Source organism: Allostigmatella hybrida (assembly GCF_020103775.1).
GTDB classification, from domain to species: Bacteria; Myxococcota; Myxococcia; order Myxococcales; family Myxococcaceae; genus Hyalangium; species Hyalangium aurantiaca.
Genome location: NZ_JAHXBH010000009.1, coordinates 13990 through 36764, shown reverse-complemented (window position 1 = coordinate 36764; position 22775 = coordinate 13990). Strand labels below are relative to the sequence as shown.

Genomic DNA, 22775 nt, shown 5'->3' with positions numbered 1-22775 from the left:
GCTGAGCGTGAACCCGCTTCACTTCGACGTGGACACGGCGCTCGCGCACTATGCCGGGCACGGCTACGCGCGGCTGGGCGCACTGCTCAGCGAGGAGGGCCTCGCCGCCCTGCGCGAGCGCGCCGATGCGCTCATGCTCGGACAGGTGAGCTACCCGGGGCTCTTCTTCCAGCTCGATGCATCCACGGGCCGCTACGAGGATGCGCCCCTGGGGCTGGGCTGGCAGGGGCCCTCGCTGGACTACCGGAAGCTGGAGAAGCTGGAGCTGGATCCCCTCTTCCGCGCGTGGCTGGAGAACCCGCTCTTCGAGCGCATCGCCCGGGCCCGCATCCCCGGCGACATCGTCCTCTACCGCTCCATCCTCTTTCACAAGGGCCAGGCGGGGGGCAGCAACCTGCCCTGGCACCAGGATGGCGGCAAGCTGTGGGGCATCACCCAGGAGCCGGAGCTGCAGATCTGGACCGCCCTGGACGATGCCCCCGAGGACGGCGGCTGCCTGGAGGTGGTGCCGGGCACCCACCATCAGGGGCTCGTCACCGCCCTGGGCGGCGTCATCCCCCCGGATCAGGTGGCCGCCCGGCAGGCGGAGGCGCACCGGGTGCTCCTGCCGGTGCGGGCCGGTGAGGTGCTGCTCGTGCACAACCACGTCTGGCACCGCTCCGGCCGGGGGCGGCCCGGCCAGCGCCGCCGGGCCTTCTCCGTCTGCTACATGAGCGCCAGCACGCGCTGCGTGCGCAAGAAGAAGGCGCCCCGGGTGTTTCCTCCGGTCTTCCGTCAGGCGCTGGGGACGAACGACGGCCGCTCGGACAAGGAGGACTGAGGCGGCTGCTCGCGGGCGCCCTTCGCGGCGGGGAAGATGAGCCGGAACGTCGTCCCGTGGCCCACCTCGCTGTCGACGGAGATCTCCCCGCCGAAGCGCGTGACGATGCCCTGGCAGACGAAGAGGCCCAGCCCGGTGCCCTCCCCCACCGGCTTGGTGGTGAAGAACGGATCGAAGATGCGGGCCCGCAGCTCCGAAGGAATGCCGGCGCCCGTGTCCCTCACCTCGGCGATGACGTGCTCCTGGGCCGCGCGCAGCGTGATGCGGATCTCGTTGCTCTCGGGCTGCCCCTGCGGAATGGCCTGGGCCGCGTTGATGAAGAGGTTGAGGAACACCTGCGCGAAGCGGCCCTCGCTGCCCTCCACCAAGGCCACGTCCGCGTAGTCCCGCACCACCCGGGCCCGGGGGCGCAGCTCGGCGCGGGCGATGGTGAGCGCCGACTCGATGACGTGCTGCAGGTTGACGGGGGCCCGCGCCTCGTCGTCCGCGCGGGAGAGCATCTTCAAGTCCCCGACGATCTGCCGCATGCGCGTGGTGCCCATGGACGCCTCGCGCAGCACCTCCTCCAGCTCCGCCACGCGCCCCGGGGGCAGCTCGCGCGCCACCGCTTGCAGCTCCGAGGCCATGAAGTTGAGGTTGGAGACCACGAAGGCGAGCGGGTTGTTGATTTCATGCGCCACGCCGGCCGCCAGCGTGCCCATGGCCACGAGCCGGTCCGAGAGCACCAGCCGCGTCTGCATCTGCCGGCGCTCGGTGAGATCCCGCGCGCTGATGACGGTGGCCGGCTGCCCCAGGAAGGAGAGGCTCAGGCAGCTCACCTCGGCCGTCAGCACCCGGCCGTTGGCGCTCAGGAAGCGCAGCTCCCGCGCGCCGGCCAGGCCCCGCCCCGGCGGCCCCAGCATCGACTGGGCCAGGGCGCGATCCTCCGGGTGCACGAAGTCCAGCAGCGACGCGCCCTCCACCCGGGAAGCGGGCTGCTTCAGGAACACCAGCGCCGACGGGTTCACGTAGACGAGCGGGCCCCCGCGGTGGACGAAGATGGCCTCGGGCGAGCGCTCGATGAGCGAGCGGAAGCTCTCCTCGGAGTTGCGCAGCGCCACCTCGGCCCGGGTGTGCTCGGTGATGTCCAGCGCCGCGTGGGCCAGCATCGTCTGGCCCTCGTCGTCCTTCAGGAGGAAGCGGTAGGTGATCCAATGGCACTCGGTGCCGTCCCGGCCCGGAATCATCGCCTCCGTCACGGAGGAGCGCCCCGTCTGGAGCACCTCGAGATCCTGCTGGCGCATCCGCTGGGCCATGGCCGGCGGCATCAGCTCCTCGTCCCGGACGTGGTGCAGCGCCTCCATGTCCAGCCCGTAGAAGCGCCGGTAGGGCTCGTTGGCCCAGACGCGCCGGCCCTCGGCGTCCTTCACGAAGGCCAGCGCGGGGCTGTTGTCCATGAAGGACGTGAACATGCGCAGCGTGTCCCGGAGCGCGGAGAGCGCGGCGCTGTGCTCGGCCACCAGCTTCTGCTTGGCCTCGTACTCGGCGGCGTTGGCCATGGCCGCCCCGAGCATCACCGCCAGCAGCTCCAGGGCCCGCCGGCTCTGCTCGCCAAAGGCATGGGGCCGCGAGGAGACGATGTTGAGCACGCCGCCCACGCGGCCACCCGCCATCATGGGCACGGTGATCATCGAGCGGATACCCAGCCGCCGGGTCGTCTCCCGGTCCACGCGGGCATCCAGCTCGGTATCATCACAGAGGGTGACTTCGCCTTGCAGGAGGCTGAAACCCGTGAGGCTCTGGCTGGCCAGGAGCCGGGTGCCCCGGAACGGCGCCATGCTCCCGACGGTGACGTGGTAGTGCACGCTGTCGCCTTCCAGCCGGCCGACGCCCGCGCCCTCCGCCTCGCACAGGGCCCGGGCCTGCCCACAGATGCGCTCCGTGACGCGGTGCAGATCCAACCCCGCGCCCATGATGTCGCTCTGGATCTGGATGACGTCCGCCAGGCGCGACAGCTCGTTGCGGCTGGAGACCCCCAGGGCCTGCTGCCGGGCGAACGCGGCCCGCCGGTGCGCCAGCAGCGCCAGCCGGCTGCGCACCTCCACGGGTGCGAAGGGGGCCACCAGGAACTCATCCACCCCGGCGGCCAGCAAGGGCGCCAGCACGGCCTCGTCCAACGAGGGGGCCAGGCCCAGGAGGAGTACCCCGGGGGCGGCGCTGGCCCGCAGCGGCTCCAGCCACTGCGCATCGCGGAGCAGGAGCGAAGCCTCCACGCCGAGCACGTCCACGTCCTCCGTGGCGAGCACCCGGGCCGCGGCCAACCGGTCCGCCTCCACGCGGACGTGATGGCCCAGCCGGGTCATTTCCCCGACGAGTTCTGGGTAGGCGCCGCTGGTGACGAGAAGAATTCTCATTGCTGTGGAAGTCCCCCCTTCGCCGGTTGTGTCACCACCATTTCAGCTCACAGTGAAAAAGTCCAATGCCAATGTGATTTTTCGCCCTGGGGGGTCCCCTCCATGTCGGAGGGTATACTCCCTGGCGTGTCGGGCACCCCGGGCGTCGTCATGGCGGAGCAGCCTCACTACCTGCCGTGGTTGGACTTCTACGAGCAGGTGGCGAGGGCCCAGACGCTGGTGGTGCTGGACAACGTGCAGTGGCTGCGGCGGGGGTGGCAGCGGCGCACCCGCATCGCCCTGCCCCCCCATGTGCCCACCCCGGCGCCCCACGAGCCCGGGTACCAGTGGCTCACCCTCCCGCTGGAAGGGGCCCACCGGGACAGCCTCCTGTCGGAGCTGGCGCTGGATGCGCGGCAGCCCTGGGCCCGGAAGCACCTGCAGACGTTCCAGACGCTGTACGGGCGGCGGCCCTACTTCCGCAGTCAGGTGTTGCCCGGCCTGGAGGCCTTCTATGCGGAGTGGGGCGCGGCGCACGGGCCCGGCTCGCTGCTGCGCGCGGTGCTGGCCAGCATGGCGATCTTCTACGGCCCGCTGGGCCTGAATCCCCGGGTGGTGCTGGCCTCCACGCTGGATCGCTCCCACCCGGACCGGACGGGGCGCCTGGCCTCGTACTGCGCGCAGGTGGGGGCCGAGGCGTACTACTCGGCCACGGGCTCCCTGTACATCCAGCCCCGCTTCTTCCGCGAGGTGGGGGTGCGGCTGCTCTGGCAGCGCTTCCGCTACCCGGCCTACCCCCAGGGGCGCGAGGGGCGCTTCGTGGTGGGGCTGTCCATCGTGGACGTGCTGTCCAACGTGCCCCTGGACGAGGTGCGCGAGTGGCTGAAGCCCTCGCCCTGGGGGCCGTTCGCCCCGCCGCCCGGGTGAGCTAGACGGCCGGGTCCCGGTCGAAGCGGACGAAGTAGCTGCGCACGGCGCGGTCCAGCAGCACGGGGTTGAGCTGGGGCGGGATGCCCAGGTAGTTCGCCATGTCGATGACCTGATCCAGCAGGTCGCGGGGCTGGCAGGCGGCGAACACGCGGCCCGTGGCGCGGTAGTGCTTGTCGATGAGGTACTCCACCATGGCCGCGTCATAGGGCACGCCCCGCTTGAGACAGATGTCCTCGAAGATCTGGAAGAACTGCTCCTCGTCCGGGCGCTGCACTTCGAGCTTGTAGCGCACGCGGCGCAGGAAGGCGTCGTCCACCAGATCCGAGGGATCCAGGTTGGTGGAGAAGGCGGCGAACACATCGAAGGGGACCTGCACCTTCTTGCCCGTGTGCAGGGTGATGTTGTCCGTGTCGCTCTCCAGCGGGACGATCCACCGGTTGAGCAGGTCCACCGGGGACACCTTCTGCCGCCCGAAGTCGTCGATGAGCAGGATGCCGTTGGTGGCCTTCATCTGGAAGGACGCCTCGTAGTACTTCACCTCCGGCGAGTAGACGAGATCCAGCATCTCCATGGTCAGCTCGCCGCCCACCACCACCATGGGCCGGCGGCAGCGCACCCAGCGCCGGTCATACGGCGGCTGGCCGGGCTCATCGTCGATGGCACGGTGGAGGATGTTGTCGTAGATGCGGACGATGAAGTCGTCGATGAGGATGGCGTGGGGAACGAAGATGTCCCCCTCGAAGCAGTTGACCATGCGCTGGCAGATGGCCGTCTTGCCGTTGCCCGGGGGGCCATAGAAGAAGATGGCGCGGCCCGAGTTCATCGCGGGGCCGATGCCGTCGAAGATGTAGTCGCGGATGATGAGGTCGCTGAACTTGTCCTCCATCTGCTCGCGGGTGATGCGGTTGCCGCGGATGGTCTGCTTGCGCACGGCCTGGACCCACTCCTGGACGGTGACGGGGGCCGGGCCGTTGTAGCGGTTGCGGTCGAGGATCTGCCGCAGCATGTCCGTGGCGTAGGACGTGAGCTGGTAGATCATCGTGGACTTGCCCACGCCCGAGGCGCCGCCGCCGCGGATGTCCAGGTACTTCTGGCGGCGCAGCCCCTCGATGATCTCATCCACGAGCTGGGTGGGCAGCTTGAGGCGGTTGGCGATGTCCATGCCCCGCATCTCGCCGGCGAAGAAGATGGCCTTGAGGATGAGCTCCTCCACCATGGAGACCGTCAGGCCGCACTCCTCGAGCGTCCGGGGCTGCTGGGGCCAGAAGCGGTGGCTGGGAGGCGGCGTGGCGGGCTCGAGAGCCCGGCGCTGGCTGGTGCCACCCACGCGGCGCTCGGGCACGGCGGCCACCTGGACCGGCGTGCGGCGCTCCAGGCCCGCGTAGGAGGCGGTGCCCGTGCCCCGGCGATCCGGGCCGACGTATCCCGGAGGCAGGGGGGCACGGCGCTCGGCGCCTGGCTCGCTGGGAGGAGGCACCGGCGGTGCGGCGGGCGGGGGGCGGAGCCGCTGAGAGGCAGCGGGAGGGGGCGTCAGGGGGAGCTGGGGCTCGACCACGACCGACGGCATTTCCTTGGGCGTGATGCTGCGGTTGGGATCGGTATCCAGTTCCGGGGGCTCGAATCCTGGGGGCGCGCCCGGCCTCTTCATCTCAGGCATGGGGGCAAGCCTACCCCACTCTTCCGGTTTTCTCCGACGCCCCTTTCCGGTGTTACTTTAGGCGCATGAGCTTCTTCCAGGACGCGCCCCGCCTCGGAAACCAGTATGACGATGATGCCCTGCTGCAGGGCTACCTGGCCCGCAAGCTGCCCGAGGAGCTCCTGCGCTCCCTCACCGGTGAGTTCCGGGAGCTGGGGGACCTGAGCGGCCGGTACTTCTATGAGTTCCAGCAGCGGGACCGGCTCAACGAGCCGGAGCTGACGCAGTGGGATGCGTGGGGCCAGCGGGTTGACCGGATCGCCGTGACGCCGCTGTGGCGTGAGGCCGAGGTATTGACGGCCCAGCGCGGCCTGGTGGCGGTGGCCTACGAGCAGAAGAGCGCCGAGCTGAGCCGGATCCACCAGTTCGCGCTCAACTACGTCATCCAGCCGTCGCTGGACGTCTACTCGTGCCCCCTGGCGATGACGGACGGGGCGGCGCGGACGCTGCTGTCGCTGGGCAATCCGGAACTCATTCAGCGCGCCCTGCCCCACCTGACGTCGAGAGATCCGGCGCAGTTCTGGACCTCGGGCCAGTGGATGACCGAGCGCACGGGCGGCTCGGACGTGGGGCTGACGCAGACGGTGGCGAAGCAGACGCCGGAGGGCTGGCGGCTGTACGGGACGAAGTGGTTCACCTCGGCGACCACGTCCCAGATGGCGCTGACGCTGGCGCGGCCGGAGGGCAACGGCCCGGGCGGCAAGGGGCTGGCGCTGTTCTATGTGGAGACGCGCAAGCCGGATGGATTCTTGAACGGAATCCTCATCAACCGGCTGAAGGACAAGCTGGGCACGCGCAAGGTGCCCACCGCGGAGCTGACGCTGGACGGGACGCTGGCCATCCCGGTGGCGGGGCTGACGGACGGCATCCGCAACATGTCCTCCATGCTGAACGTCACCCGGACGTGGAACGCGATCGCCTCGGTCTGGATGATGCGGCGGGCCATGGCGCTGGCGCGCGACTACGCCTCGCGGCGGGTGCAGTTCGGCGCGAAGCTGTCGGAGAAGCCGCTGCACGTGGACACGCTGGCGGGCATGGAGGCGGAGTTCGAGGGCGCCTTCCTCCTGGCGTTCCGGGCCGCGGAGCTGCTGGGCCGGATGGAGGCGAAGGTGGCCACGGAGGAGGACCTCCAGTTGCAGCGGCTGGTGACGCCGCTGGCGAAGCTGACCACGGGCAAGCAGACGGTGGCATTGACTTCGGAGGCACTGGAGAGCTTCGGCGGCGCGGGCTACGTGGAGGACACGGGCCTGCCGCGGATGTTGGCGGACGCCCAGGTGCTGAGCATCTGGGAGGGCACGACGAACGTGCTCTCGCTGGACACGCTGCGGGCCCTGGCCAAGGAGGGCACGCTGGATGTGTTCCACGCGGACGTGGAGGCCCGGCTGGCCACGGCGAAGGAGTCCGGCCTCAAGCCGTGCGTGCGGGCCGCGCAGGACGCCCTGGAGCATGCCCGGGGCTGGGTGGCCAAGGCCCTGGCGAGCCCCGTGGGGCTGGAGGCCGGCGCGCGGCGCTTCGCGCTCACGCTGGGCCGCACGATGGAGCTGGCCCTGCTGGTGGAGCACGCCCAGTGGTGCCTGGACCACGGCCACGGCCCGAAGGTGATGGCCGCGGCCCGCCGGCTCGCGCGCCACGGGGTGAACCTCGTCACGGAGATGGATCTGGACGACGCCCGGCTCCTGGCGTGAGCCGCGCGCGGAGCGCCTGTGCCAGCAGCAGCGCCACGCCCAGGACCAGGGCCGTGGGGCCGAACCAATTGCCCCACGTCACCATCAGCGTGCCCAGGTGCCCGGTGGAAGGCACCCGCATCAGCACCCCGGTGCGCTGGCCCACGCCCGTCTCCTGGAGGATGTCGCCGGTGGGGGTGATGAACGCGGAGATGCCCGAGTTGGTGGCCCGCACCTGGGGCAGCCGCGTCTCGATGCTCCGGAACGCCGCCAACGTCAGGTGCAGCCGCGGCCCGGCGCTCGTTCCGAACCACGAGTCATTCGAGAGCGTCACGATGAGCTCCGCGCCCTTCCCCACCGCCTGCGTCACGTAGGCCGGGAAGATGGCCTCGTAGCAGATGAGCGGCGCCACCTTGAGCACCCGTCCCCCGCGCAGCGGGAAGTCCACCGTGCGCGGGCCGGGCCCCCGCTTCCAGGTGCCCAGCCAGGGCAGAAAGCCCCGGAGCGAAGGGGTGTCCACCACGTCGGGAATCCACTCCGTCAGCGGGAACAACAGCGTCTTGCGGTAGGAGGCGAACCCCAGGCGGCGCTCCTCCTCGCGGCCCACGGGCCCCAGGAACATCGCCGCGTTGAACTCACGCGCCTGGTCCAGCTCATAGGCGCCGAAGATGAGCGGCATCTGGCGCTCGCCCACGAAGGCGGCCAGCTCGTTGTCGAACGCCTCGCCCTCCGCGCTCTTCGGCGAGCGGAACGTCGTCGGGTACACCGTCTCCGGCCAGACGAGCAGATCCGGCCGGGCATCCTTCATCAGCGCATCGGACAGCGCGTAGTGCGTGTCGAGGATCATCCGGAGCGCATCGAATGTCCCCAGTTCCGCCTTGAGCTGGCCGTAGTTGGTGAGGTTGGCCTGCACCACGCCCACGGTCAGCTCCGGGCCGGACCCGGTCTGCGCGCTCACCTGCCGGTACCGGAGCGCGCCATACCCCGTGAGCGCCGCCAGCAGCGCCCCCGCCACCCCCAGCGGGGCACGCAGGGCCGTGACGCCAGGCCACTTCCAGCCCCGGGCCGCGAAGGCGCGCAGCGCCGCGAGCACGCACTCGTTGATGAGGATGAGAAGGAACGTCAGCCCATGCGCCCCGGCGAGGTCCGCGCCCTGCCGCCACCAGACGGAGGCATACAGGCCATGGCCCAGCGTGTCCGCGAGCAGCTTGGGCCAGGCCCACTCGGTGCCCACGTAGACCAGGGCCGCCGTCAGCCCCACGCGCAGGAACGCCCCCGGAGGGGCGGCCCGCCGCGCCAGGTGCCGGGCCAGGGCCGCGGTGATGAACTGCGGCTGGAGCACCGGGGAGCACAGCAGCAGCACGAGCCAGTAGGCCCACGCATTGGAGGACTGGGCGTACGCGCGCAGGGAGTCGGCGAACCACCCCAGCACCCCCACGGTGAAGACGGCGCTGAGCACCAGCCCCGCCACGAGCGCCTGCGCGGCCGTGCGAAGCCGGTCGAGCACGGCCAGCCAGGGCACCAGCGCCACGAAGCACAGCCACACCCAGCCTGGCTCCATCCGCCCATACATCCAGACCATCCACGCGACCGCCACGGCCCCGAGGAGCATCTCCCCGGACCGGCGCGCCAGGGACGGCGCCGCGCTCATGGCTCCGGCTCCCCCGTTCCGCCACCGGACTTCGGAACCTCCAGGAGCTGGATGGGCATGCCCGGCGGCGCCAGATCGGGGGGAACAATCCCGTTCGCCGTCACCTGCATCGGCTGGCCGTTCGCATCGAGGGGCGGACCATCCGGGCTGAACATCAGGATGGCGGGAACGCGCTCGCCGTCATCGGTGGCCTGGTAGTGGCGCACGTAGCCCGGGGGCAGCTCGAAGTCCTCCGGAACGAGGATGCCCTTCTTGAGGGGATCCGTCCCGGGAGCGGGGAACAACATGAGGCCGGTGGGCGCCTCGCCGGGCTTGGGCATCTCGAAGACTCCCTCGGGGATCTGCTCCAGCACTTCCTCGGGAATGGCCCCCACCTCGGCCTCCAGGTGCTTGGGCACGGCGGGCCGGGCCGCGGGACGCACCGTGCGGACCGGAGGAGCCGGGCTGGCCAGCGGGGGCGGCGGTGGTTCCTCCTGGGCGAACACCGGCAGGCTCTCGGCCGCGGGGCGGTCGAAGACCAGCCACGCGCTCAGGGCCAGACAGAGGCAGGTCAACACCAGCCCGAGCCGGAGGACCCATGAGGCTCCGCTGGGGCGCCGGTGTTCGATCCGGACAACCCCATCGCTGTCGACGCGCCGCTCAGGAGCCGGGTGCTGCGCCGACATGCTCGCTCGTGACCTCCAGGCTTCGTATAGTACCGGCCCCTCTCGCCGAGGCCAACCGCCCCACCCGGGCGCCCTCCCCCAAGCCCCAAGCTCCATGTCCGCAGCCACCCCCCGCTTCCCCGTCCATGCCTGGAAGCCTGCCCTCCGGTGGCTCACCGCAGCCGCCCAGGCCGTGAGCGCGGCGAACCTGCTCCTGCTCGTGGGGCAGTTCGTCCTCGGCGCCTTTCAAGGCGAGGAGCTGACGACGCCCCTGGGCGCGGGGCTCCAGCTCGTGGCGTTCTCGTTCCTGCCCATCCTCCTCGTCCGGCTGCTGCGCCGCCTGTCGCTGGGCACGCTCGAGGTGACCCCGGAGCAGCTCGTGCTGCACCTGCGGGATGCGCGGTTCGAGATCCCCCGGGAGTCCCTCGCGGGCGTCCAGCCCTGGAAGTTCCCCCTGCCGGGCGCGGGGCTCCGGTTGCGGATGAACTCCGGGCGTTTCTTCTCGCATGTCCTCGAAGTCCCCCGCCCGTTGCCCCTGCTCGCCGCGCTCGGTGAAGGACTCCCCGGTGTGGCGGAGGCGGCGGCACACCCTCCCTCGCGCTTCAGCCAGGCCAAGCAGGATGCGCGGCGGTGGTTCTGGGACTCGGTGGCCATCAAGTTCGGCCTGTTCCCGCTCATCCCCACGGGGGTGATGTTCCGGGCGCACCAGTACATCACCTTCGGAGGGCCCTTCGGGCAGTACCGGATGTTCGGGCTGGCCTCGTACCTGAAGACCTTCGCGGGCTACTGGCTGCTCTTCACCACCACCCTCGTGCTGTATGCCGGGGTCTGGCGGCTGCTCGCCGAGGGTCTGGCGTTCGCCCTCACGTGGCTGATGCCCTCGCGGGCGCACGGCGTGCGGCAGTCGCTGGAGTGGATCTGCCGGCTCGTCTACTTCGTGGGCATCCCCGCGCTCCTCGCTTGGCGCTTTCTCTCCTGACAACAGAAGGGCGCGCCCTGGAAGCCAAGGCGCGCCCGGGTGCGGCGGAGCGGAGTGCGCGTCAGCGGACTACGGCGTGGCCGGGTTGTACGTGGAGATGGACCAGCCGGACTTCTCGTGGCCCGTCTTGTTCCACTCGGCCTGCTTGCCGCCGGAGACGGCGCTGTCGGCGAAGTCCGAGGCGCCCGAGCCCGAGCCGCTGCCCGAGAAGATGTTCACGCTGATGGTGGAGGAGTTGAAGTAGGTGGGGTGCGTGTTGTCCGACTGGATGTAGTCGAAGCTCGTGCTGCTGTTGACGTAGTGCGTGTTGGCGTCCCGGAGCGTCGAGCGCAGGGCGGTGGTGATCCGGTTGACGTAGGCCGCCTCGGACTCGCCGCTCTTGTAGCGCAGCCCGTCCACGTCGTTCAGGCCGTCTCCGTTGGAGTCATACTCCGAGCCCATCATCTCGGCGAAGGCATCCGCGCACTTGAAGCCGTACTTCTCGGCCAGGTTGCAGGTGCGCCAGTTGCTCTTGGCCAGATAGGGCAGGAACTTCTGCTGGCGGTTCACCGCCGTCCCGGTGGACGCGTCCGTGCAGGCCGTCTGCACGTTGTCGGCGTCGTAGCCCGGGTAGTAGATGTTCATGATGATCTTGGACTTGGCGGAGGTGGCGTACTGGTTGACGGCCTGCATGCCCCGCTCCATGTACGTGGTGCAGTTGGCCAGCGCCGTGTCCAGCCCGCTGTAGTTACACGTCCCCGTCTGCTCGGAGAACGCGCTGCGGGCCTGCAAGTAGTCATTGCCACACATCTCGAACATCACGACGCGGGTCTTCGCGTCCTGCATGTACGAGCGATCTCCGATGATCTTGTTGTTGTAGATGTCGTCGGCCTTGGCACCGGACTTGGTGCGGCGGACCACTTCCACGTTGGCGTTCCACTGATGGGCCAGATACTCGCCGCTGGTGTAGGGCGAGGCGCGGCGGGCCACGCTGAACAGGCCGCCATTGTAACCCGCGAAGATGGAGTCGCCGTAAGCCACCACCCGGTAGGTGCTGGTGGCGTTGGTGCGCTTGATGGTCCACGAGGTGTTCTGGTTGATGGTGCTCGCCAACGCGGAGCTGCTCACCAGAGAGGCCGTGGCAACGCAGGCCAGGGACATGTCACGCACGCTGAGACGAAGAGACATGAAACCAACTCCTTTGTGTTCCTAGGAAGGGGGATGAGGCCGCGCAGGGTACCGGCGAACTTCATCCCCTTTCCAGGAGAAGCGGGTCAAAATCTCTTTTTCTGAAATTAACGCAATGCGCCAGCTTGTCACACGTGTGAAACACTGACGCATTGCACCATGTCCGCCAGAAAACGGACGTGCGGACTACGGCGTGGCCGGGTTGTACGTGGAGATGGACCAGCCAGACTTCTCGTGGCCCCACTTGTTCCACTCGGCGTGCTTGCCGCCGGAGATGGCGCTGTCAGCGAAGTCCGAGGCGCCCGAGCCCGAGCCCGTGCCGATGGTGGACTTGAAGTAGGTGGGGTGCGTGTTGTCCGACTGGATGTAGTCGAAGCTCGTGCTGCTGTTGGCGTAGTGCGTGTTGGCGTCGCGGAGCGTCGAGCGCAGGGTGGTGGTGATGCGGGTGACGTAGGCCGCCTCGGACTCGCCGCTCTTGTAGCGCAGCCCGTCCACGTCGTTCAGGCCGTCGCCGTTGGAGTCGTAGTCCGAGCCCATCATCTCGGCGAAGGCGTCCGCGCACTTGAAGCCATACTTCTCGGCCAGGTTGCACGCGCGCCAGTTGCTCTTGGCCAGATAGGGCAGGAACTTCTGCTGGCGGTTCACCTTCGTCCCGGTGGACGCGTCCGTGCAGGCCGTCTGCACGTTGTCCGCGTTGTAGCCCGGGTAGTAGATGTTCATGATGATCTTGGCTTTGGCGGAGGTGGCGTACTGGTTGACGGCCTGCATGCCCCGCTCCATGTACGTGGTGCAGTTGGCCAGCGCCGTGTCCAGCCCGCTGTAGCTACACGTGCCGGTCTGCTCGGAGAACGCGCTGCGGGCCTGCAGGTAGTCATTGCCACACATCTCGAACATCACGACGCGCGTCTTCGCGTCCTGCATGTACGAGCGCTCGGAGATGATCTTGTTGTTGTAGATGTCGTCGGCCCTGGCGCCGGACTTGGTGCGGCGGACCACTTCCACGTTGGCGTTCCACTTGTGGGCCAGGTACTCGCCGCTGGTGTAGGGCGAGGCGCGGCGGGCCACGTTGAACAGGCTCCCGTTGTAGCCCGCGAAGATGGAGTCGCCGTAAGCCACCACCCGGTAGGTGCTGGAGGAGCCGCTGCGCGTGATGGTCCACGAGGTGTTCTGATTGATGGTGCTCGCGAACGTGGAACCGCTCACCACGCTGGCCGCGAACGCACACGCCAGGGACACATCACGCACGTTGAGACGAAGAGACATGGACTACCTCCGGAACTGCCTGGAATCGGGGCGCGCAGGGTAAGGGCAACCTTCACCGCCATTCCAGTGAAAACAAATCAAACGTGTATTGACGCGTTGCGCGGAAAAAATCGTTCAGACCGCAACGGCCATGCAACGCGTCAGGCCAGGCGTCCGGGTGTCTGGATTAACCCACGGCCCCTTCGAGGGCGTGAATCCACTGCGTCTTGACGTTGAGCACCTTGCCCGAGCGCTCCAGGATGCCCTCCCCCACCAGGAAGAGCGCGCCGTGGATGTCCCGGCGGGAACGCTCGTAGACGTCCGGTGGCACCACCAGGTTGGCGATGCCCGTCTCATCCTCCAGGGACAGGAAGCACATGCCCTTGGCGGTGGGAGGCCGCTGCCGGCAGATGAGCATGCCGCCCACGGCCACGCGCCGGCCGGAGGACACCCGCTGGAGCCCCTCGGCGGAGACAGCCCCCCGCTTGCGCAGCGCGGGCCGTAACAGCTCCAGCGGATGTTTCTCCAAGGACAGGCCCACCGTCTCGTAGTCCGCGGCTACCCGCTCCGCCACGCTCATGGGCGGCAGCGCCACCTGCGTGCCGTCCATGGGCAGCCCGAAGAACAAGTCATCCGCGTCCAGCGGCCCCAGGGCTTGAATCTCCCACAGCGCCTGCCGCCGGGAGCCGCACAGCGAGGCCAGGGCCCCGGCCAGCGCCAGCCGCGTCAGCTCGTGGCGGGGAATGCGCGTGCGCCGGGCCACGTCCGCCAGGCACGTGTAGCCCTCGCCCCGGGAGGCCGCCACGCGCCGGCCCGCCGCCTCGCCCAGGCCGCGCACCATGCGCAGCCCCAGGCGCAGCGCCCCGCCCTCCTCCAGCGTGCAGTCCCACCCCGAGTGGCGCACGTCCACCGGCCGCACCTCCACCCCGTGCCGGCGCGCGTCGGCCACCAGCGTGTGCGGCGCGTAGAAGCCCATGGGCTGGGAGTTGAGCAGCGCGGCGGTGAAGGCCTGGGGGTAGTGGCACTTGAGCCACGAGGAGGCATAGGCGATGAGCGCGAACGAGGCCGAGTGCGACTCGGGAAAGCCGTAGTGCGCGAAGCCCCGGAACTGCTCGAACAGCTCCTCCATATAAGGGGACGGGTAGCCCCGCTTCACGCCGCCCGCCACGAAGCGCAGGCGGTAGGGCTCCAGGAGCTGCTCGGCGCGCTTGTGGCCCAGGGCCCGCCGCAGCCCGTCCGCCTCCCCCGCCGTGAAGCCCGCGGCCACCATGGCCAGCTTCATGGCCTGCTCCTGGAAGAGCGGCACCCCCAGCGTCTTCTCGAGGATGGCCCGCACCTCGTCCGTGGGGTACGTGGGCACCTCCTCGCCGTTGCGCCGCCGCAGGTAGGGGTGGACCATGTTGCCCACGATGGGGCCGGGGCGGATGAGGGCGATTTCAATCACCAGATCGTAGAAGGTGCGGGGCTTGAGGCGCGGCAGCATGTTCATCTGCGCCCGGCTCTCGATCTGGAACACCCCCACGGTGTCCGCCTCGCACAGCATGTCGTAGACCTTCGGGTCCTCCGCGGGGATGGTGGCCAGGGACAGCTCCCGCCCGAAGTGCTCGCGGATGAACGCCAGGCACTTGGACACCGCGGTGAGCATGCCCAGCGCCAGCAGGTCCACCTTCAGCACGCCCAGGGCGTTGGTGTCGTCCTTCTCCCACTGGATGACGGTGCGGCCCTTCATCGCCGCGTTCTCCACGGGGATGAGGTCCACCAGCGGCTCGCGGGTGATGACGAAGCCGCCCACGTGGATGGAGACGTGGCGCGGAAAGCCCTCCATCTCCTTGGCGAGCGTGAGCGTCTGCCGCACCCGCCGGTCGAACGCGGACAGCCCCGCCTCGACGAGGACCTCCGGGGTGACGTCGAAGCCGGAGGCCGCCGCCACCTTGGAGAGCCGGTCCACCTGGTCGAGCGACAGCCCCAGGGACTTGCCCACCTCGCGCAGCGCCAGCCGCCCCCGGTAGCAGATGAACTCGCACACCATTCCGGCCCGGTGCCGGCCGTGCTTCTCGTAGACGTACTGGAGCACCTCCTCGCGGCGCTCGTGCTCGAAGTCCACGTCGATGTCCGGGGGCTCCTTGCGCTCCATGCTCAGGAAGCGCTCGAAGAGCAGCCCCATGCGCACCGGATCAATCGCGGTGAGCTGCAGCGCGTAGCAGACCACCGAGTTGGCCGCGCTGCCCCGGCCCTGGCAGAGGATGCCCCGGGAGCGCGCGAAGCGGACGATGTCCCAGAGCGCCAGGAAGTAGCCGGGGAAGTCCAGCGCCTCGATGAGCTTCAGCTCATGCTCCACCTGCTTGCGCACCTCGGGGGGCACGCCCGAGGGGTAGCGCACGGTGAGCCCCTCCTCGGTGAGCCCCCGCAGGTGTCCCATGGCGGTGAGCCCCGGGGGCAAGTCCTCCTCGGAGAAGTGGTAGCGCAAGTCCTCCAGCGTGGCGTGGCACCGGCCGGCGATCTCCAGGGTGCGCTCCAGCGCCTCGGGCCGGTCGTGGAACAGCCGCGCCATCTCGTGGGGGGACTTCAGCGTCCGCTCCGCGTTGGGCATCAGCCGCGTGCCCGCCTTGTCCACCGTCGTCTTGTGCCGGATGGCGGTGAGCACGTCCTGGAGCGGCTGGCGGCGCCGGTGGTGGACGTGGACGTCGTTGTGCGCGCACAGCGGCACATCCAGCGCCCGTGCCAGGGCCTCGGCCTTGGCCTCCCGGGGGCCGTCCCCCGCGGACAGGGTGCGGCACAGCCCGACGTGGAAGCGCCCCGGGAAGGCCTCGGCGAGGCCCGCCACCTGTTCGAGGGGGGCCGGATGGGGCAGCAGCGCGAGGAGTCCCTCGGAGCGCTCGGCCACCTCCCGCCAGGGCAGCCCCGTCTGGCCCTTGGGGTGGGCCATCCGGCTGGCGGACACCAGGCGGCATATGTTGGCGTAGCCGCCCGCGTTCATGGCGTACACCACCACGGGCGGGCCGTCGGTCAGCGTCAGCTCGGTGCCGAGAAGGAGCTTCAGGCCGTGTTCCCGGGCGGCCAGGTGGGCCTTCACCACCCCGTACAGCCCATCTCCGTCCGTCAGCGCCAGGGCGGGCAGGCCCAGCCGGGCGGCCGTGGCCACCAGCTCCTCGGGGTGCGAGGCGCCTCGGAGAAACGAGAAGTTGGAGCGGCAGACCAGCTCGGCGTACACCCCACCAAGCTACTGGACGGGCGTTCAGACGTCAGCTCGAATGCGCCGAAAGTGTCGGATCATCGAGAATTCGCGGGTTTCGGACGGCTCGCCGGTGGTTTGACATGACCGCGAGCGGGGTGACAGACAGAATAGCGCATGGACCTGACCCCCACCGCCTGGCAGCTCTGGCTCGTCGCGGCGCTCGTCTTCGGTGGTCTGGAGATGTCGCTCTCCAGCTTCGTGACGCTGTGGTTCGCGCTGGGGGCGCTCGTGGCTGCGCTCGCCTCGGCGCTGGGGCTGGGGATTAATGGGCAGTTGCTGCTGTTCACCGCCACGGCCGGCGCCCTGTTCGTCTCCTCGCGCACGCTTTTCAAGAAGGCGTTCATGCGCAAGGCCACCCCGCTGCGGACGGGGGTGGAGGCCATGCTGGGACAGGAGGCGGTGGTCATCGAGGCCGTCATGGACCCGCAGGGCGGTACGGTGCGGATCAACGGTGAGCTGTGGGCGGCCCGCTCGCTGTCGGGGCCGGTGGGCGAAGGCGAGCGCGTCACCGTGGAGCAGATCGAAGGGTTGAAGCTGTGGGTGCGGCGTTCAACGGCGCGGCACGAGGTTCTTCTCCATTCAGAAGAAGGGACAGGCTGATGTTGACCGTATTGCTCGTTGTCGCGGCGTTGGTGGTGGGCGTGGCCCTCATGACCGGTCTGCGGATCGTCCCCCAGGCGAAGGTCATGGTGGTGGAGCGGCTGGGGCGGTTCCACCACGTGGCCCACAGTGGACTGAACGTCCTCATCCCCTTAATGGACAGCCCCCGCGCCATCGAGATGCGCACGGGCAACCGCTACCTGCGCAGCAACACGGTGGACCTGCGCGAGCAGGTGATGGGCTTCGACACCGTGCAGGTCATCACCCACGACAACGTGACGATGGAGGTGGGCTCGGTCATCTACTACCAGATCACCGATCCGGCGAAGACGCTCTACCAGGTGGAGAACCTGGCGCTGGCCATCGAGCAGCTGACGATGACGAACCTGCGCAACATCATGGGCGGGCTGACGCTGGATCAGACGCTGACCAGCCGCGAGACGGTGAACACCAAGCTGCGCATCGTGCTGGACGAGGCCACGGAGAAGTGGGGCGTGAAGGTGACGCGCGTGGAGCTGCGCGAAATTGAACCCCCGCAGGCAATCAAGGACGCGATGGCCAAGCAGATGACGGCCGAGCGCGAGCGCCGCGCCGAGGTGACGAAGGCCGAGGGCGACAAGGCGGCGGCCATTCTCCAGGCCGAGGGCGAGAAGATCTCCCGCATCCTGCGCGCCGAGGCCGAGCGTGACGCGGAGGTCGCCCGCGCGGAGGGCCACAAGCGCGCGGTGGTGCTGGAGGCGGAGGCGAAGGCAGAGGCCACGCGGCTGGTGTTCGAGGCGGTGCACTCGGGCCGGGCCACGCCGGAGATCCTCGCGCTGCGCTACCTGGAGACGCTGCAGGAGCTGGGCAAGGGGGATAACAAGGTGTTCGTCCCCTACGAGGCGTCCGCGGCCCTGGGCAGCGTGGGCATGCTCAAGGAGCTGTTCGCCAAGGAAGGCACCGCGGCCACCCCGGCAGGCAAGCCGGCCCCGTCCGCCGCGGCCCTGAGCGCCCAGTCCCTGGCACGCAGCGTGATGCAGCCCCCGCAGGCCCAACCCGTGCGCCGGGGTTCCTCTCCGGCCCAGGACGAGTAGCAACGCCGCACGTGAAAAAATGGGAGCCCCCGGGTTGCGCGCGGGAGGCTCCATCCGTATGCTTTGAACCGCTTAAACCCTGACGCGAGGTCGGAAACGCCAGTGAAGCTGAACGCCTGAAATCCAAAGCCCCGGTGCTTTTCAAGCCGAGTTCTGCTCGGCCGGATTCAGGAGTCGCTTCATGCCGTCCCTTCGCGCCCATGGCGTGTCCTTCGCCTTTTCAGACGCTGTTCCCCTGCTGTCCGAAGTGGAGTTTCACCTCTCGCCTGGCTGGACGGGTCTCGTCGGTGCCAATGGCGCCGGTAAGTCCACCCTCCTTCGCCTGCTGGCCGGAGCGCTGACACCCACCGAGGGGCATCTGCAATTCGAGCCGCGCACGCCCCTCGTGTGCTTCTGTCCTCAGGGCGTCGAAGCCCTGACCGGTGACATCACCGCCTTCGCCGAATCCTGGGAAGCGGTGGCGCGGCGGGTGCTCGGACAGCTCGGCCTGGAGCCGGGCGCGCTTGAGCGCTGGCCCACCCTGTCTCCCGGGGAGCGCAAGCGCTGGCAGGTGGGCGCGGCGCTGGCGAGCGAGCCCGATGTCTTGCTGCTCGATGAGCCCACCAACCACCTGGATGCGGAGGCACGCCAGTGGCTCATCTCCGCGCTGCACCGGTTCCGGGGCATCGGCATTCTCGTGTCCCACGACCGGGAGCTGCTGGAGACGCTGACCACCCACACGCTGCGCGTTCACGCGGGCGAGGCCCGGCTGTGGCCCGGCGCTTATGCCGCGGCCCGGCAGGCCTGGGAGGCCGAGCGCGAAGGCGAACTCGCGGGCCGGCAGCAAGCCCAGGAGGCCCACCGGAAGGTGCGCCAGCAGCTCGACCAGGCCCGGCGGGAGCACCAGGCCGCCAACGCCTCACGCCACACGGGCCGGCGCATCAAGGACAAGTACGACAACGACGCGCGCTCCATGGGCGCGAAGGTCGTCGCGGGCTGGGCGGAGGCGCGCGCGGGCCGGCGCGTGGGCGTGCTTCGGGACGAGGCGGAGCGGGCCGCTGAGGCCATCGGCGAGTTCCAAGCCGACAAGACGCTGGGGCGCTCGGTCTTCGTGGACTACGTGCGCTCGCCCAATCCGTGGCTGTTCACCCTGGAGGACTTCACCCTGCGCGCTGGAGAGGTGGCGCTGCTCGGGCCCGTGACCCTGGGCGTGGGCCGGGAGAGCCGCATCCGCATCGAGGGGCCCAACGGCGCGGGAAAGACGACGCTGCTCAAGGCCCTGTTGGCGCATGCCCGCATCCCCCCGGACCGGGTGCTCTCCCTTCCGCAGGACGTGAGCCCAGCGGAGGGCCAGGAGGCGCTCGAAGCGGTGCGGGCGCTGCCCCCGGAGGAGCGCGGGCGGGTGCTGTCCCTGGTCTCCGCGCTGGGGGTGGATCCGGAGCGGCTCCTGGCCTCGGAGCAGCCCTCGCCCGGCGAGGCGCGCAAGCTGCTCATCGCCCGGGGCCTGGGACAGCATGCCTGGGCGCTGGTGCTGGATGAGCCCACCAACCACCTGGACCTGCCCTCCATCGAACGCCTGGAAGCTGCCCTGGCCAACTACCCGGGGGCCCTGGTGCTGGTGACACATGACACACACTTCGCGCGCCAGTGCACCACGGAGCGGTGGCTCGTGGAAGGAGGCCAGATTTCCTCTTCGAATTAACCTTCCTCCGGCCCCGGGGTTCTCTCTGCAGGACGGCGATTCGTCCCCAACCCAGGAACCTCGTTCATGCGCATTCAGTCCTCCCTGATGGCTTCCCTCGTTGCGTCGCTGCTGATCTCCGCCCCGGTGCTTGCCGCCGAGACCGCGCCCTCGGCGCAGGCCCCCGCGGGCGAGTGCCACGGCGGCAAGGACGGCAAGAAGCACCACGGCCGGTGGGGCCACAAGGGCCGCCACCTGGATCGCGCGGTCCAGGAGGGCCGCCTCACCCAGGCCCAGGCGGATGCCTTCAAGGCCGAGCGCCGCCAGCTCCGCGAGGAGATGAAGGCCCAGCGCCAGGCCAGCGGAGGCCAGCTCTCCGACGCGCAGAAGGAGCAGTTCAAGCAGCGCCGCCAGGCCCTGAAGCAGAAGGTGAAGGCCGCCATGGGGGAGCCCACCGGCGCGTGAGCCCCTCCGCCTCCTGGCGGACACGGTCAGTCGAAGAGCCCCTGGAGATAGAAGCGGCCATCCCGCGCATCCCGGAAGACCCACGCGGGGCCCAGCCCTTCGACATGCACCCGGTAATAGTCCCGGCTGAAGGGTGTCTCCGCCCACCACTCCCCGCTCAAGCGCTCGGGACCGGCCATCGCCGTCACCCGGCGCCTGCGGCCCAGCAACCACGCGGCGAGCAGCTCCCCAGACTCCGTGATTTCCGCCTCCAGCGGGGTGGGCGCTTCCAGGAGGCGCGAGGGCCGCTCGCGCAACGCCTCCTCCACGGACACCTCCCGCTCCTCTTGTGGAAGCAGCTCCCCGGCCATGGCTCGCGTGGCGGGAGGCGGCCGGAAGGCCCGGGCCGCATAGGCCTGCTCGGGCCGGTGGACGGTCTCCAGGGCCGCGCAGAAGAGCGCGTCCTCCCCCAGCGTCGTGGCCAGCCGCGACAGCACCACCTCCAGGGCCGCATCTCCTTCCGGGGCATCTCCCAGGGCCAGCTGCTGCCCCCGGTCCTCGCTGTGCTCGTCCACCCGGATGGAGAGCGCGGCCACCGGGTTCTCCAGCTTCAAGTCGGACAGCCGGTGCCGGGCCAAGTCCAACAGGAGTTTCGAGCGGGCCGTGGGCCGGGCCAGGGTGAGCGGCAGCTCGACGTGTCCCCTGGGATCCAACTGCAAGGTGAAGGTGAGCTGCACCGCCGCCCGGCGCCGCCCGGCGAGCCGCGCACAGAGCCGGTCCAGCACCGTCTTGAGTGCGAACTGAAGGGGCTCGAAGGACTCGGCGGGCCACTCCAGCGTCATGCGCTCCTCCAGCACCTCCTCCAGCACCGCCGCCACGAAGCGCGTGTCATCCCGGCCCTGGCACAGCTGGTGCGCGCGCAGGCTGGCGGCCCCACCCCGCGCCGTCACCGCCCCCACGGGCAATGCCGCCACCTCGCCCAGGGTGCTGAAGCCGAGCGCCAGGAAGGGGGCGCGAGCCGACGCCTCCAGGGACAGGAGGGGCAGCGGGGCCAGCGCTGCGGCACTCCCGCCCTCGGGGATGACCCGCACGGGGCTCTTGCCATGATGGGCCAGGGCCTGGCCGGTGAACAGCTCCGAGGCCACCACCGCCCGGCCCCGGTACCCGTGATCCGAGCACACCTCCAGGGCCCTGGCGCACAGGCCCTCCTCTCCGCCAAACAGGTGCGCGGCGCCCGCGTCGAACCACAGGCCCTCGGGCGAGGCGAGCTGAAAGGCCGGGGCGACACACAGCAGCGCCTCCCCCAGTGAGCTCAGCGCCCTCGCCTCCTCCTCGGCGCGGTAGGGAAAATGCTGAAGCGAGGGCTCCAGGGCGCTGGCGGCCGTCAGCGTCATGTCCGGCCGGACCCCCGCCTTCAGGGCGCTCGTGGAGCCGAAGGCCACCTTGCGTTGGCCGCGCACCTCCTCCACGAGCACGAAGGGCTTGCCCGCCAGGCTGGGCGACTCGATGACCTTCCGCTGTGCCGGAAAGCGCGTGAAGTGCAGGTATCCCCACCGCATGAGCCCAGCCCCTCAGCTCGACGGCGGGCTTCCGCCCAGGCGCGAGCGGAAGGAAGGCATCGCCGCATCCCGCCCCGGGCGCTGTCCCTGGATGCCGCATACCCCGTTGCGGCGCTCCCAGGACCGTCCCCGGTAGAACTCCGGCATGCGGTCCTCCTCGCCGGTGGGCAGCTCCTCCGCGAGCCGCAGGGCCGCGGCCTCCTCCGTCCCCAGCGCCGGGTAGAGCGCCTGCCATGGCAACACGGCCCGGGTGCCCAGGCCCCCCTGCCGGCTGCGCACCACCTCCACCGAGAGCCGCTCGGCCCCCTCGGACTCGGTCCGGAGCCGCGTCACGCCATCCGCCGGGGCGCTGGGAGAGGACAGCAACAGCAGGAGGCTTCCCCCCCGGAAGGCGGCGTCCGCCAGCTTCTTGCCCTCCGCCAACGACAGGCGCACGCCCGGCGCCTTCCCCGTGCCCCCCGCCGCCAGCCCTTGGGACAGGTCCAGCACCACGCAGGCGAAGGCCCCGCTCCGGGCGAGCTGCACCGCCGTCCAGGCCAACTGGGCCGGTACCTTGGGACGCACGATGAGCAGCCGCGACAGGTCCACCCCCATCGCCGCCGCGGCGGGGGGATAGAGTTCCTTGGGGCCATCCACCCAGGCGCACAACCGGCGCTCCTGGTGCGCCGCCGCCACCGCGCGCAGCGCCAGGCTGGTGCGCCCGGAAGCCATCTCCCCGCACAGCTCCAGGGCCTGGCCCAGGGGAAAGCCCCCCGAGGGCAAGAGTGCGTCAACCTCCGCGACCCCAGTGCGCAGCGTGGCCAGAGAGCCCCGCGGCGCCGCTTGGAGCTGGCGGATCCGCTCGCGCAGCTGCTCCACCACCGCCCCCGTCCGCTCCTCCGCTGCCGCGCTCATCTCCCCTCCTCCACGAACCTGGAACCCAGCGCCTACACGCTCGTTCAGTATGCTCGGGGATCTGACAAGCGCCTCGAAGGACCCACGGCGGTGGTCCTGCGAGAATCCAGGGGGGCTCACGGGATCCGTGCGGGATCACGGGCCC

17 protein-coding genes are annotated in these 22775 nt (G+C 70.0%); 8 read left to right on the top strand and 9 right to left on the bottom strand.

Annotated elements, in window-relative coordinates:
• Positions 1-7 precede the first annotated feature (7 nt).
• Positions 8-820, top strand: coding sequence for a phytanoyl-CoA dioxygenase family protein (locus tag KY661_RS16935; protein ID WP_398577202.1), 813 nt, complete (start codon positions 8-10; stop codon positions 818-820).
• On the opposite strand, the gene KY661_RS16930 is transcribed toward KY661_RS16935, so the two are convergent.
• Entirely contained in the window at positions 775-3213 is a 2439-nt protein-coding gene (locus KY661_RS16930; RefSeq protein WP_225411180.1) for an ATP-binding protein, read from the bottom strand. The two genes, KY661_RS16935 and KY661_RS16930, sit on opposite strands and share 46 nt — an antisense overlap.
• Before the next feature lie 126 nt (positions 3214-3339).
• Between KY661_RS16930 and KY661_RS16925 the strand changes: the two genes are divergently transcribed.
• On the top strand, positions 3340-4119 hold the full coding sequence (locus KY661_RS16925) for a WbqC family protein (RefSeq protein ID WP_225411179.1): 780 nt from the start codon (positions 3340-3342) through the stop codon (positions 4117-4119).
• A gap of 1 nt (position 4120) precedes the next feature.
• Here KY661_RS16925 and KY661_RS16920 read toward each other — a convergent pair whose 3' ends face one another.
• Complete coding sequence (locus KY661_RS16920) at positions 4121-5779, bottom strand: ATPase (protein ID WP_225411178.1); 1659 nt, start codon at positions 5777-5779, stop codon at positions 4121-4123.
• A gap of 65 nt (positions 5780-5844) precedes the next feature.
• On the opposite strand from KY661_RS16920, the gene KY661_RS16915 reads away from it, so the two are divergent.
• A complete protein-coding gene (locus tag KY661_RS16915; RefSeq protein ID WP_225411177.1) occupies positions 5845-7503 on the top strand; it encodes an acyl-CoA dehydrogenase family protein in 1659 nt (552 codons plus the stop codon).
• On the opposite strand, the gene lnt is transcribed toward KY661_RS16915, so the two are convergent.
• Positions 7463-9133, bottom strand: a complete 1671-nt coding sequence (gene lnt, locus KY661_RS16910) for an apolipoprotein N-acyltransferase (protein WP_225411176.1) — start codon at positions 9131-9133, stop codon at positions 7463-7465. The two genes, KY661_RS16915 and lnt, sit on opposite strands and share 41 nt — an antisense overlap.
• Positions 9130-9798, bottom strand: coding sequence for a hypothetical protein (locus KY661_RS16905; RefSeq protein ID WP_225411175.1), 669 nt, complete (start codon positions 9796-9798; stop codon positions 9130-9132). Before KY661_RS16905 ends, lnt begins: the two co-directional genes overlap by 4 nt.
• 94 nt (positions 9799-9892) lie before the next feature.
• On the opposite strand from KY661_RS16905, the gene KY661_RS16900 reads away from it, so the two are divergent.
• Positions 9893-10756, top strand: coding sequence for a hypothetical protein (locus KY661_RS16900; protein WP_225411174.1), 864 nt, complete (start codon positions 9893-9895; stop codon positions 10754-10756).
• A gap of 69 nt (positions 10757-10825) precedes the next feature.
• Here the strand turns inward: KY661_RS16900 and KY661_RS16895 are convergent, their stop codons facing one another.
• From KY661_RS16895 to KY661_RS16885, 3 genes are all read right to left on the bottom strand, one after another.
• Positions 10826-11923 (bottom strand): SGNH/GDSL hydrolase family protein, encoded by a 1098-nt coding sequence (locus KY661_RS16895; RefSeq protein ID WP_225411173.1) that lies wholly within the window; start codon positions 11921-11923, stop codon positions 10826-10828.
• 186 nt (positions 11924-12109) lie between these two features.
• Positions 12110-13186: an SGNH/GDSL hydrolase family protein gene (locus tag KY661_RS16890; RefSeq protein WP_225411172.1), complete on the bottom strand. Its 1077-nt coding sequence runs from the start codon at positions 13184-13186 to the stop codon at positions 12110-12112.
• Between the two features lie 166 nt (positions 13187-13352).
• Positions 13353-16376 carry an error-prone DNA polymerase gene (locus KY661_RS16885; RefSeq protein ID WP_225411171.1) on the bottom strand — a complete coding sequence of 1008 codons (3024 nt, stop codon included), beginning with the start codon at positions 16374-16376 and terminating at the stop codon, positions 13353-13355.
• A 138-nt stretch (positions 16377-16514) separates the two neighbouring features.
• On the opposite strand from KY661_RS16885, the gene KY661_RS16880 reads away from it, so the two are divergent.
• The 4 genes from KY661_RS16880 (at position 16515) to KY661_RS16865 (ending at position 20198) form a co-directional block, all read left to right on the top strand.
• Positions 16515-17000 carry an NfeD family protein gene (locus KY661_RS16880; protein WP_225411170.1) on the top strand — a complete coding sequence of 162 codons (486 nt, stop codon included), beginning with the start codon at positions 16515-16517 and terminating at the stop codon, positions 16998-17000.
• The gene (locus KY661_RS16875) at positions 17000-18073 is read left to right on the top strand and encodes an SPFH domain-containing protein (protein WP_225411169.1); all 1074 of its coding nucleotides are present in this window, start codon (positions 17000-17002) and stop codon (positions 18071-18073) included. The genes KY661_RS16880 and KY661_RS16875 overlap by 1 nt, the downstream gene beginning before the upstream one ends.
• A gap of 181 nt (positions 18074-18254) precedes the next feature.
• Positions 18255-19754: an ATP-binding cassette domain-containing protein gene (locus KY661_RS16870; RefSeq protein WP_225411168.1), complete on the top strand. Its 1500-nt coding sequence runs from the start codon at positions 18255-18257 to the stop codon at positions 19752-19754.
• 66 nt (positions 19755-19820) lie between these two features.
• A complete protein-coding gene (locus KY661_RS16865; protein ID WP_075005339.1) occupies positions 19821-20198 on the top strand; it encodes a hypothetical protein in 378 nt (125 codons plus the stop codon).
• Between the two features lie 26 nt (positions 20199-20224).
• Here the strand turns inward: KY661_RS16865 and KY661_RS16860 are convergent, their stop codons facing one another.
• Positions 20225-21736: a Y-family DNA polymerase gene (locus KY661_RS16860; protein WP_225411167.1), complete on the bottom strand. Its 1512-nt coding sequence runs from the start codon at positions 21734-21736 to the stop codon at positions 20225-20227.
• Between the two features lie 12 nt (positions 21737-21748).
• Positions 21749-22630 carry an ImuA family protein gene (locus tag KY661_RS16855; protein WP_225411166.1) on the bottom strand — a complete coding sequence of 294 codons (882 nt, stop codon included), beginning with the start codon at positions 22628-22630 and terminating at the stop codon, positions 21749-21751.
• Positions 22631-22775: the final 145 nt, after the last annotated feature.

Bases quoted from the DNA above. Each gene is read 5' to 3' on its own strand.
- KY661_RS16915 (WP_225411177.1), top strand. From the start codon at position 5,845: ATGAGCTTCTTCCAGGACGCGCCCCGCCTCGGAAACCAGTATGACGAT.
- KY661_RS16880 (WP_225411170.1), top strand. From the start codon at position 16,515: ATGGACCTGACCCCCACCGCCTGGCAGCTCTGGCTCGTCGCGGCGCTC.
- KY661_RS16865 (WP_075005339.1), top strand. From the start codon at position 19,821: ATGCGCATTCAGTCCTCCCTGATGGCTTCCCTCGTTGCGTCGCTGCTG.
- KY661_RS16855 (WP_225411166.1), bottom strand. From the start codon at position 22,630: ATGAGCGCGGCAGCGGAGGAGCGGACGGGGGCGGTGGTGGAGCAGCTG.
- KY661_RS16920 (WP_225411178.1), bottom strand. From the start codon at position 5,779: ATGCCTGAGATGAAGAGGCCGGGCGCGCCCCCAGGATTCGAGCCCCCG.
- lnt (WP_225411176.1), bottom strand. From the start codon at position 9,133: ATGAGCGCGGCGCCGTCCCTGGCGCGCCGGTCCGGGGAGATGCTCCTC.
- KY661_RS16890 (WP_225411172.1), bottom strand. From the start codon at position 13,186: ATGTCTCTTCGTCTCAACGTGCGTGATGTGTCCCTGGCGTGTGCGTTC.
- KY661_RS16900 (WP_225411174.1), top strand. From the start codon at position 9,893: ATGTCCGCAGCCACCCCCCGCTTCCCCGTCCATGCCTGGAAGCCTGCC.
- KY661_RS16860 (WP_225411167.1), bottom strand. From the start codon at position 21,736: ATGCGGTGGGGATACCTGCACTTCACGCGCTTTCCGGCACAGCGGAAG.
- KY661_RS16870 (WP_225411168.1), top strand. From the start codon at position 18,255: ATGCCGTCCCTTCGCGCCCATGGCGTGTCCTTCGCCTTTTCAGACGCT.
- KY661_RS16895 (WP_225411173.1), bottom strand. From the start codon at position 11,923: ATGTCTCTTCGTCTCAGCGTGCGTGACATGTCCCTGGCCTGCGTTGCC.
- KY661_RS16905 (WP_225411175.1), bottom strand. From the start codon at position 9,798: ATGTCGGCGCAGCACCCGGCTCCTGAGCGGCGCGTCGACAGCGATGGG.
- KY661_RS16875 (WP_225411169.1), top strand. From the start codon at position 17,000: ATGTTGACCGTATTGCTCGTTGTCGCGGCGTTGGTGGTGGGCGTGGCC.
- KY661_RS16930 (WP_225411180.1), bottom strand. From the start codon at position 3,213: ATGAGAATTCTTCTCGTCACCAGCGGCGCCTACCCAGAACTCGTCGGG.